The sequence below is a fragment of the Nocardiopsis sp. JB363 genome, assembly GCF_900143625.1.
In the GTDB taxonomy this organism is placed as follows: Bacteria; Actinomycetota; Actinomycetes; order Streptosporangiales; family Streptosporangiaceae; genus Nocardiopsis.
Genome location: NZ_FRFF01000013.1, coordinates 37,907 through 48,339, shown reverse-complemented (window position 1 = coordinate 48,339; position 10,433 = coordinate 37,907). Strand labels below are relative to the sequence as shown.

General features: G+C 69.0%; 10 protein-coding genes. 4 read left to right on the top strand and 6 right to left on the bottom strand.

The features are described 5' to 3' along the window. Positions 1-21: 21 nt before the first annotated feature. The 4 genes from BQ8420_RS03490 to BQ8420_RS03475 all read right to left on the bottom strand — a co-directional run bounded on the left by BQ8420_RS03490 (position 22) and on the right by BQ8420_RS03475 (position 3,773). A complete protein-coding gene (locus BQ8420_RS03490; RefSeq protein WP_087096345.1) occupies positions 22-1,020 on the bottom strand; it encodes a DMT family transporter in 999 nt (332 codons plus the stop codon). Positions 1,021-1,327: 307 nt separating this feature from the next. Then, entirely contained in the window at positions 1,328-2,374 is a 1,047-nt protein-coding gene (locus BQ8420_RS03485; RefSeq protein ID WP_087096354.1) for a Gfo/Idh/MocA family protein, read from the bottom strand. Between the two features lie 181 nt (positions 2,375-2,555). Continuing rightward, positions 2,556-2,891 carry a hypothetical protein gene (locus BQ8420_RS03480; RefSeq protein WP_087096353.1) on the bottom strand — a complete coding sequence of 112 codons (336 nt, stop codon included), beginning with the start codon at positions 2,889-2,891 and terminating at the stop codon, positions 2,556-2,558. A 69-nt stretch (positions 2,892-2,960) separates the two neighbouring features. Continuing rightward, positions 2,961-3,773, bottom strand: coding sequence for a phosphotransferase (locus BQ8420_RS03475; protein ID WP_087096344.1), 813 nt, complete (start codon positions 3,771-3,773; stop codon positions 2,961-2,963). 462 nt (positions 3,774-4,235) lie between these two features. On the opposite strand from BQ8420_RS03475, the gene gdhA reads away from it, so the two are divergent. Both gdhA and BQ8420_RS03465 read left to right on the top strand, forming a co-directional pair. Beyond that, on the top strand, positions 4,236-5,603 hold the full coding sequence (gene gdhA, locus BQ8420_RS03470) for an NADP-specific glutamate dehydrogenase (RefSeq protein WP_087096343.1): 1,368 nt from the start codon (positions 4,236-4,238) through the stop codon (positions 5,601-5,603). Positions 5,604-5,955: 352 nt separating this feature from the next. After that, entirely contained in the window at positions 5,956-7,467 is a 1,512-nt protein-coding gene (locus BQ8420_RS03465; protein ID WP_087096342.1) for a hypothetical protein, read from the top strand. On the opposite strand, the gene BQ8420_RS03460 is transcribed toward BQ8420_RS03465, so the two are convergent. After that, the gene (locus BQ8420_RS03460; protein WP_087096341.1) at positions 7,436-8,410 is read right to left on the bottom strand and encodes an aldo/keto reductase; all 975 of its coding nucleotides are present in this window, start codon (positions 8,408-8,410) and stop codon (positions 7,436-7,438) included. The two genes, BQ8420_RS03465 and BQ8420_RS03460, sit on opposite strands and share 32 nt — an antisense overlap. 114 nt (positions 8,411-8,524) lie before the next feature. Here BQ8420_RS03460 and BQ8420_RS03455 point away from each other — a divergent pair, with 114 nt between their 5' ends. Continuing rightward, positions 8,525-9,031 (top strand): DinB family protein, encoded by a 507-nt coding sequence (locus BQ8420_RS03455; protein WP_087096340.1) that lies wholly within the window; start codon positions 8,525-8,527, stop codon positions 9,029-9,031. Positions 9,032-9,039: 8 nt separating this feature from the next. Here BQ8420_RS03455 and BQ8420_RS03450 read toward each other — a convergent pair whose 3' ends face one another. Then, on the bottom strand, positions 9,040-9,696 hold the full coding sequence (locus tag BQ8420_RS03450; RefSeq protein ID WP_235005899.1) for a CatB-related O-acetyltransferase: 657 nt from the start codon (positions 9,694-9,696) through the stop codon (positions 9,040-9,042). 261 nt (positions 9,697-9,957) lie between these two features. Between BQ8420_RS03450 and BQ8420_RS03445 the strand changes: the two genes are divergently transcribed. Continuing rightward, positions 9,958-10,431 carry a hypothetical protein gene (locus tag BQ8420_RS03445; RefSeq protein ID WP_143847093.1) on the top strand — a complete coding sequence of 158 codons (474 nt, stop codon included), beginning with the start codon at positions 9,958-9,960 and terminating at the stop codon, positions 10,429-10,431. Positions 10,432-10,433: the final 2 nt, after the last annotated feature.

Sequence of the window (10,433 nt, the reverse complement as noted above, 5' to 3'; positions counted from 1 at the left end):
TGGGGTGGGTGGTGGCCTGCTTCAACGCCGAAGGGTGTGGGGGCGTTGGGGATCCTCCTGCGGTGCCGAGGTGGCGGACCCGGGTTCGAGGTCACCGGTCGCGGTGTCGGTCGGGGCGGTGGGCACCGCGGTCTGAGCGATGAACGCCCCGGTCACGATCACCACCGCGCCCAGCAGCTGCATGGTGTTGAGCGCCTCGCCGAGCAGGATCCAGGCCAGCACGATGGCGGTGACCACCTCCAGATAGGCCACACCTCCGGCGACCTGCGGGGACAGGCGTTTGATCGCCGAGACCCCGAGGAAGTAGGCGATGGCGGTGCACACCAGGGCCAGCCACGAGGCGAGGGCCCACCCGGGCAGGGTGAGAGAGCCCAGAGGCAGAGGGGTACCCAGCAGTTGCCAGGGCAGGGTCCAAGGGCGGGCCATGAGGCCCAACACCACACCGGCGATCAACGCGCCGAAGGCGATGACGGCCAACGGGTCGGTGTCCTCTCCCATGGCATCGCCCAACAGGAAGAACGCCGCCTGGGCGGCGGCCGCGCCCAACGCCAGACCCACCCCGATGGCGTCCAGGCGCATGCCGGCCCACACCTCCAGCAGCAGGCCCAGCCCGGCCACCGCCAACACCACACCGATGACGGCGGCGGGGGAGACCCGATTGCGGCGCACCACACGCACCCAGAGCAACACCAGGACCGGGCCCAGGAACTCCAGCAGCAGGGCGATACCGACGGGGATGCGGGCGATGGCGGCGAAGTACAGAGCCTGAACCCCGGCCATGGGGAAAAGGCCATAGGCCAGCAACAACAGGGGACGGCGCAGGACCAGACGCCAGTGGCGCAGGGCCACCGGCAGCAGGATCAGTGCGGCGCCGGCCACCCGTAGCCAGGTGACGTGGAGCGGGTCCATGCCGGCGTCCAACAGGGGGCGGGCGAAGACCCCCGAACCGCCGAAGGCCAGGGCCGAGGTGAGGGCGAAGGCCAGCCCGGAGGGACGGTGGCGGGTGGGGAGGGTGGACACGCGGGGAACACTCCAGGAGCAAGGTGGGACGAGGGGACCACCGAGGCGGGTCCGAGGTCACCTTGAGCTTAGGGGAGCACCCGGGGTCGTGGCCGGGGAAGGTGGACCCGCCCGCGTCCGCGTCCGTGCGCGTGCATGGGCCCGGTCCCCGCACTCTCCGGGGACGGGGCCGCCGTATTCGCGTCCGTGCGCGGGCATGGGGTCGCCGCCGACGCCGGGTTCGACGGCGTCGAGCGCATTCGCGCGTGTGCGGGGGCATGGGGTGGTCCACGACCTGAATGCCGGCCACCTGCCCGCGGGTGCGGGTTCAGGGCAGGGGGACCGGTATCGGCACCGAGCCTTCCCGTAGGGACCGGGCGCCGGCCACCCCCACCAGGGACGCGGCCACCGCCTCGCGCACCCCCACCGGGGGTGGCGTCCCCTCTTCCACGGTCGCGCGCAGCCCTTGGAGCACGAGCACCGTGCCCTCCTGTCCGCGTGGCACGGGCACCCCGTCCACGAGCACGGGTGGGGCGCTGTGTTCGGCCTCGTGGATGCGGCCGTCGGCGCGTGTCCAACCCTGGTGGCGTACCCGCACCGACCAGGCGCGCTCACCTGGACTTCGTCCCGACTCGGCCGCCGCGCGTGTGCCGTGCACCGAGAGCCGGCTCCAGTGCGAGTCCGGTTCCCCTTGGAGGAAGCCGTTACGGGTCAGGGCCAACGCTCCGGTGGACAGACGCACCGCCATCACGCAGGCCTGACGGGGGGAGGAGGTGTGCACGGGAAAGGCGGTGACCTGCACCGGCATGGCTTGGGTGATCGCCAGGATCGGGGACAGGGAGTGCGTGCAGTAGGCGGTCGGGGGGATACGGCCGCGCCAGTGGCCCGGGTCCCCGATCAGGTCGTGGACCGCCTGGGGCGCCATGGCGTGCAGGTAGTCCGCTTCGATGAGGTCGATCTCGCCCAAGGTGCCCTGGTGGGCGAGTGCGCGCAGCAGACGCACGTGCGGGTGCAGGACGTAGTTCTCGGCGAAGGAGTAGGTGGCCTGGGCGGCCTGGGCGGTGGCCAGCAGGTCGGCGCCCTCCTGGGCGGTGGTGCAGGCCGCGGTTTCGGAGAGCACGTGGACGCCGTGTTCGAGGAAGGTCATGGCCAGGGGCGCGTGGGCGTCGAAGTCGTTGGTGAGCAGCACCGCGTCCAGGTTCAGGTGGAGCAGCTCACGCCAGTGCTCCACCAGGGTCAGGGCGGGCATTCGTGTGGCGGCCCGCTGTGCCGTGGCGGGGTCCACATCGCAGCCGGCGACCACGTCGATCCCGATCCGCCGTGCCCAGTCGGCCATGTGCAGTCCCTGACGAAGGCCCACCACTCCCATGCGCATGGTGTGATCCTCCCCCGAGCCGATGATGTGGGGCCACGGGTTTTCCGGGATCGGCCCGGGGAGGGCGTGGACTGCGGGGCGCCGGTCGACCGCCCACGCACCCACCGGGTGGGTGGGTGTGGTGCCCGGGCGGTGGGACCCGTCCATCAGGTGGGCGCCTACCCGCGAGCCTGGGGGGGCTTCAGTCACGGGTAGTGGACAGCTCCAGCAGGGTCTGGCCTGGGATGGAGGCGTCGGGGCGGCGGTAGCGGGCCAGGCAGCGGCGGCAGTTCACCCCGGTGGTGGCGGCGCGCAGGCGCAGTGGGTCCACGGCGGCGTGGCAGCCGGTGGCCGGTACCGATACCCCCGCCCACAGGTGGCTGGTGAGGGTGTGCACGATCTCGCCGGAGCCGATGGTGACGCCTTTGGCTCCGGCCAGGTCGGCGCGGTGGCGGTTCAGGACCGCCACCAGGTGTTCGGCGTCGGGCCGTCCCACCTGCCGGGTGGGACCGTTGTGCCCCGAGGTGGTGTTGTCCATGCCTTGGAGGATGCCCGTGGAATCGGGTGGGGACACGTCGCCGTGCCGGGCCTGTGGACGAAGGCGGGTTCAGTCGAAGGGGGTGGGGTCGAGCAGGGCGCGAAGGAAGAGCGGTTCCTGTTCGGTGAGCCAGTCGTGGCGCCGGTCCCAGCGGGCCCAGCCGCCGAAGCGTTCCAGGTCGCGGATGAACAGGGTGTTGCCGCTCTCGACCATGGTGCGCACGAAGTCGCGGGAGACTTCGTTGTATCGGCGCACCGTGGCCGGGAGGATTTCGCGGTCGGTGCGGTCCATGCCGTAGGCGTCGGCCATCAGGCGCAGCCGGCGCGGGGTGTCCAGGCCTTGGAAACCGCTGGTGGTGGCCGATTCGGGGTCCAGGGTGGGGCCGAGGTAGAAGGACAGGGCGGCCAGGTCCCATACCGGGCGGCCCGGTGCGGCCAGGTCGAAGTCGATCAGTGCCACCGCCCGGCCGTGGCGGAAGACGATGTTCTCCAGGCACGGGTCGTTGTGGCACAGCAGGGTGCCGCCTTCGGGGTCGGCGAGCGCGGTGGGCCAGTCGACGTCCGGGTCTGGGGGGATCGTCGCGGCGGCGTCGTGGTAGCGGCGAAGGAGGGCGGCCACCTGGGTCACGGTCTCATCGCGCAGGGCCCACGCGGGGAAGGGCGGCAGGGCCACCTCGCCTGGGAGGAAGGTGAGTTCTTCGTACCCGTCGGGGTGCAGGGCCAGGGGCGCGGGGGCGCCGGTGAATCCGGCCTGGCCCAGGCGGGTCAGGAAGGTGTGCAGGGCGGGTGCGTGGTCGGGGGCGGTGCGCATGACCCGGTCGCCGCGGCGGGTGACGGTGTTCATCATGCCGCCGTGGAGGGGGTGGTCCTGGTCACCGGGCATGGCGGGCTCTCCTTGGTGTCAGGGACCCACGTCGTGGTGGGCGCGGAGCCGGGGGAGGAGTCGGGCGGCCCGGCGTGTACGTCTGGTGTCGGCCACGTTAGCGGCTCTTGCCCCTGGTGGGCCGGCCTGCGAGGGTGCTCGGGGCTGGAGTGCGCCGAGTGGAGCATGGGGTGCTCTTCGTGGGTATATGAGAGATATCGACCCTGTGGGGGAGGGCGGATGAGGGTGTCGTGACCGGCCCCGGGCTCCCCTTGGGGCCAGGACCCAGGGCACCGTGCGTCCTTCGGGCCAGGCCAGAGGGGTATGTTCATATCAAGGTAATACACTGGAAGTATGAGGGTAGTTACCGCCCACATGGGCCCTTTGGGGCGGTATCCCACCTAGCTTCGATGGATGATAGAGGTTCCCGGTACAACGGCGTGCGGGGCGCCCGTTCCATGATTGAGAAGGGAACGTACTCGCATGCCGTTTTCCAATGGCGCCCGGGAGGACCACCACCCGGGTGTTCGTAGTGCCTTCGAGCACGTGGCACGTCGCAACCCCGACGAACCGGAGTTCCAGCAGGCCGTACTGGAGGTGCTGGAGTGTCTGTCGCCGGCGCTGTCCATGAACCCCCGATACGCCACCGAGCGTGTCCTGGAGCGTCTGTGCGAGCCCGAGCGCCAGATCATCTTCCGAGTGCCCTGGCGTGATGACCAGGGCCAGATCCACGTCAACCGGGGTTTCCGGGTGGAGTTCAACAGCGCCCTTGGCCCCTACAAGGGCGGGCTGCGCTTCCACCCCAGCGTGAACCTGGGCGTGGTCAAGTTCCTGGGCTTCGAGCAGATCTTCAAGAACGCCCTGACCGGCATGGGCATCGGTGGCGGCAAGGGCGGCAGCGACTTCGACCCCAAGGGTCGCTCGGACACCGAGATCGAGCGGTTCTGCCAGTCGTTCATGACCGAGCTGCACCGTCACCTGGGCGAGTACACCGACATCCCCGCCGGTGACATCGGCGTGGGCGGCCGCGAGATCGGCTACCTGTTCGGGCAGTACCGGCGGCTGAGCAACCGCTGGGAGGCCGGGGTCATCACCGGCAAGGGTTTGGACTGGGGCGGCTCGGCCGTGCGTACCGAGGCCACGGGGTACGGGACGGTCATGTTCACCCAGCGCATGCTGGAGCGCAACGGGCGCGGACTCGACGGACTCAAGGTGGCGATCTCCGGTTCGGGTAACGTCGCCATCTACGCGGTGGAGAAGGCCCAGCAGTTGGGCGCGACCGTGGTGGCCTGCTCGGACTCGGGCGGCTACGTGGTGGACGAGGCCGGCCTGGACCTTGATCTGCTCAAACAGATCAAGGGGGTCGACCGCGAACGCATCAGCGTCTACGCCGACCGTCGCCCGGGCGCCCAGTACGTGGAGGGTGGCAGTGTGTGGGACGTGCCCTGCCACGTGGCCCTGCCCTGCGCCACGCAGAACGAGTTGGACGCCACCGCCGCCAAGACGCTGGTGAACAACGGTGTGCTGGCCGTGGCCGAGGGCGCGAACATGCCCACCACGCCTGAGGCGGTGCAGGTCTTCCGTGAGGCGAAGGTGCTCTTCGCCCCGGGCAAGGCGGCCAACGCCGGTGGTGTGGCCACCAGCGTGCTGGAGATGCGTCAGAACGCGCGCCGCACCTCGTGGTCCTTCGACCACGCCGAGTCGGAGCTGGCCCAGACCATGGCCGGGATCCATGACCGGTGTGAGGACGCGGCCGAGCGGTACGGCTCCAAGGGCGACTACGTGCTGGGTGCCAACCTGGCCGGGTTCGAGATGGTCGCCGACGCGATGCTGGCCCAGGGCCTCATCTAGCGTTCGGTTTGTGGTGAAAAGCCCCGTGGGCCCTGATGGGCCTGCGGGGCTTTTGCTGTGCGCGGTGGTGTCGGCCCTGCTGAGGAAGCCGGTGCATTCCGGTGCATTCTCTCGAATCGGGCATTCAGGAAAATGCCGGCATTGTGAACCTGTGGGTCGAGTTTCCATTCTCTGGCATGTGCGGATTTGAGAGAAAACTGCGTGAACTTTCGCTCTCTCCGCTAGCTTGGATATCGTCCAATAAAAAACCCGACCCGGTGTTAAGCGCACCCGGTCGGGTTGTGGCCGACTCCTGCAACAAACAGGGATGTCGACCGTGCCACCTAACCCAAGTCCAAGAAGGCGGCTTGCCATGGAGTCTACCCTCGATCAGCCCCGCGACGCAGCCGAAATCGCGGAATCGCACGGCGCGTACAAGTGCGTCAAGCGCCCCCAAGGGGTGATGAAGGGCATCGGGTTCATCGCCTCGATCTGGTTGACCCAGGCGCTGGAGTCAGGGCTCTTCCCCACCACCCGCTCCTACACCCTGGCCTCGATCATCGCCAAGGCCTGCGACAGCGACGGCCGTTTCTGCTTCTGCTACCTGGAAACCCTGGTCGATCGCTGCGGCGGAACCATGAGCGCCTCCACCATCAAGCGGGCCATCAAGGACCTGATCAAGATGGGCCTGCTGCGCAAGCTGAACCGACGCCAGACCCGAGCCTTCTTCTGGGAGGACCTCAGCGCGGGTCGGCGTTGGGCCGATCGGCTGCCCTGCGTCCTGGAGGTGCTCATCCCCGCCAGTGCCTTCACCGAGCAGAACCTGGCGGAGATCAACGAGGTGCGCGCCCGGCTCGGGGAAGAACCGTTGAACGCCATCACTCGCCCCTACCCATCGGTAGGAACGACAGGTCACGTTGGTTTCGACGACGGGTCAGGATGCGCTTGTAACCGTTGTCCTGGTTACTGTTTCGAGAACGAGGATCCCGGTCCGTTCCGTGACAGCGAAACCACAGGGGAGCAAAAGCCACGAATCCGACCGGACGGACCTTTCGGTCTCATCGCTCGCATATCGGAAAAATTCCTGTCCGATCCGGAAACGGATCGAGAACGACTCGGTATGGCGGTGGAGAACCTCCTGCGCCAAGGGCTGAGCGTGCACGAGGCCTGCTCGCTGTTGGCGGAGTCGGAGAAGCTCCACCGCCCATTCCCGGCCCTGATGCAACGGCTGCACAGCTTGGCCAACGCACGCGCCTTCCTGGACGGGAAGTTGGGGCGAGGGGTGCACCGACCCTGGAGCGCGGAGATGGGCTTTGACGCCATGCCCGAGCAGTGGCCCGGCTCCGACCAAGGCCAGGAGGATTGCGACCAATTCGATCAGCTTCCGCGGTTCGTGGTCGATGCCCAAGGCAAGGCCGACAAGACCTGCCCCGAACACCCGGGGGTGCGCAACCACCCCGGCGGGCGCTGTGACCTGTGCCAGGGGCCTTGTCGCGATGTCCCGGACGAGATCGTGCATCCGCCGGCGTCCGCACCCGTTTCAGGCGACTCCGGTGAGGGACAGAGGGCATTGTCGGGGCTGATTCCCTCGCCCCGATCGGGTCAGGACCCCAGCCCGCCGCCGGTCGACCCTGCCCAGAAGGGTCTGGATCCGGAACTGTTGGAGCGGATGGGCGCATCGATGGAACGCGGGACCCGTGCGCCCGGCCAAGACTCGACGCCCCGGGAAGGCCACGACGTGGCCCGGACGGGTGCGTCCCTGGCCCGAATGCAGCTGGCCCAAGCCTTGGGGCTCGATCCGGGGGGCCTGCCCGGTGCGCCCGACCCGACTCGGGCGGGCGCACCGGGGGTGCTCACCAGCGCTCGTGAACCTGGGGGCGGATGAGCTCGTCGTAGACCTCGCGCACCCGCTGATGGGTCTTGGCGTCCAACGGCGACAGCTGTGCGGCGGCGGCGTTACCGCGGGCCTGGTCGGCGTTGCGAGCCCCGGGGATGACGGTGCTCACCCCTTCCTGGTCCAGGATCCAGCGCAACGCGAACTGGGCCATGGTGGTGCCTTCGGGCACCAGGGGGCGCAGGCGTTCCACGGCCGCCAGGCCGGTGGCGAAGTCGACGCCGGCGAAGGTCTCGCCCTGGTCGAAGGCCTGGCCTTGGCGGTTGAAGTTGCGGTGGTCGTCCTCGCCGAAGCTGCTGGTGGGGGTGTACCTGCCGGTGAGCAGGCCGCTGGCCAGCGGGACACGAGCGATCACGCCCACCCCGGCGGCCTTGGCTGCGGGCAGTACCTTCTCCAGCGGCTTGAGTCGGAAGGCGTTGAGGATGATCTGCACGCTGGCCACGTTGGGGCGGGCGATGGCGGCCAGGGCCTGGTCGCAGGTCTCCACCGAGACCCCGTAGGCGCGCATGCGGCCCTCGGTGACCATGGCGTCCAGGTCGTCGAAGACCTGGTCGGAGTCGATGACGGCGCTGGGCGGGCAGTGCAGTTGCACCAGGTCGATGGTGTCCACGCCCAGGTTGCGGCGTGAGTCGTCGTTCCAGGCGCGGAAGTTGCCGGGGTTGTAGTGGGCGGTCTCTTGGGCCATGCGGCGGCCCATCTTGGTCGCCACGGTCAGATGGGGGTGGTCCTGAAGCAGTCGGCCCACCAGGCGTTCGCTGCGCCCGTCGCCGTAGACGTCGGCGGTGTCGATGAAGGTGACACCTTCCCGCACGGCGGTTTCGAGGGCGTCCATGGCGTCGGTCTCGCTGACCTGGCCCCAGGCGTCGCCGATCTGCCAGGCTCCGAAACCCACGACGCTGACAGGGCCGAGGGGGCCGAGTTCTCTAGTGTCCATGATTGGTCATCCTATTGGGCCTTCGGTCGCGCTCCCAGAGGACTTGGGGCCCTGGTCGATGGGTGGGCCAAAACCTGTGGCCCGGTCAGGCGGGGAGTTCTAGGGTCGTTGCCCATGACCGATCCACGTATCGACCCGCCCTTCATCGCCGACGAACGCCTCATGCTCGCCAACTGGCTGGACTGGCACCGCCAGACCCTGGAGGTCAAGTGCCAAGGTCTGAGCCAGGCGCAACTGCGCGAACGTTCGGTGCCTCCCTCGGACCTGTCCCTGCTGGGCCTGGTGCGGCACATGACCTCGGTGGAATGGGCCTGGTTCCGCTACATCCTGGAGGGCAGTGAGGTGCCCGACTCCATCAAGAACGCCAATGACCCCCACGCCGACTTTTCCCAGGTGGAAACCGCCTCGGTGGAGGAGGCCTTCGCCCTGTGGCACGCCGAGATCGCCCACGCGCGCGAAGTCTCCGCGTCCTTGGACCTGGAGGCGATCGGTAAGCGTCAACGTCACGGCGAGGACTGTTCGCACCGGTGGGTGCTGGTGCACATGATCGAGGAGTACGCCCGCCACAACGGCCACGCCGACCTGCTGCGGGAGCGCATCGACGGGGCCACCGGCGAGTAGGGGCGTGATCAGCCCGCCCGGACCTCGCGGGCGATCCGCGCCAGCTCGGAGGGGGTCCCGCCCATGATCTGCGCGGCGTGTTCGGTGACCGCTTCCACCGGCCAGTCCCACCAGCGGGCCTCCAACAGCAGGGCCACGTCCTGTTCGTCAAAGCGCGAGCGCAGCTGCCGGGCGGGGTTGCCGCCCACCAGGGCGTAGGGCTCGACGTCCTTGACCACCACGCTGCGCGCGGCGACGATCGCGCCATCGCCGATGCTCACCCCCGGCATGATCGTGGCGCCTCGGCCGATCCACACGTCGTTGCCGATCCGGGTGTCGGGTGAGGCCGGGATCGACAGGTAGGTGTCCAGGGTGCGCTCGCCCCACTCGCCGCCGAACATGGTGAAGGGGTAGGTGGAGGGGCCGATCGTGGGGTGGTTGCCGGCCGGCATCAGGAAGGTGACCTGCGGGGCGATGGCGCTGTAGCGGCCGATGACCAATCGTTGGGGGCCGTGGTTGTAGAGCACGCAGGCGTCCTCGAAGGGGACACCGCTGCCCTGGTCGTCGTAGTAGGTGTACTCGCCCACCTCGATCAGCTCCGAGGTGACCTGGGCCCGCAGGAAGACCACGTTGGTCAGGTCGGGGCGGGTGGTGGGGTGGAGCCGGTTCGGGTCGGGAGCGGGCACGTGTGTCCTTTCGCGTGGGGTGGGCGCCCGGCTCATGTTGGCAGTCGCCGCCCCCTCTCGCACGCGTATTTCGTGGCGCCGGCCGGCGACCCGGGGGAGGGCGAAGCGGGGCTCTCACCTGTGGTCCGATCCAGGAGTCAGATGGCCCCCTCACCGACCCGGCTCCGTCGAAGACGTGATCGGTGTCGCCACAAGGGTTGCGTCGGAAGCGCATCGGACCTTACTGTTTCCTCAAAGGAAACTAGGTGAGTGGGAGACAACATGAATCAGATCGACCCGTCCGACGCCGAGCGAGACCTCCAGGAAGTCGACCACGTGAAGCGGGAGGCCGCCGGCGCGCTGGTGCACAGGCGCGGACCTTGGGCCGTGGCCGGCATCGCGGTGTTCGCCGCGTCGGTGCTCTTTTGGCTCTCGGGTCCGCAGATGGGCACCTACCTCTCCTGGGGGCTGGTCGTGGTGGCCGTGCTGGCCGCCGTGCTCAACAGGTCTGCCCGATGGGGTCGGCTCACCGGTAATCGCGCACGACTGACCGGCGTCGCCGGCCGTCGACGCCGAACGCTGTCCCTCGTGGTCATCCTCGTGGCACTGGCGCTGTTCCTCTCCATTAACGCGGCCGTTTCGCACCTGCTGGGTGAGACCTACCCGATCTCGGGGGCCGTGGTGGGTCTGGTGCTCGCCCTGGCGGGTCCGCCTTTCGCCAAGTGGTGGATGACCAGGCCGGAAAACCGAGGTTAGGC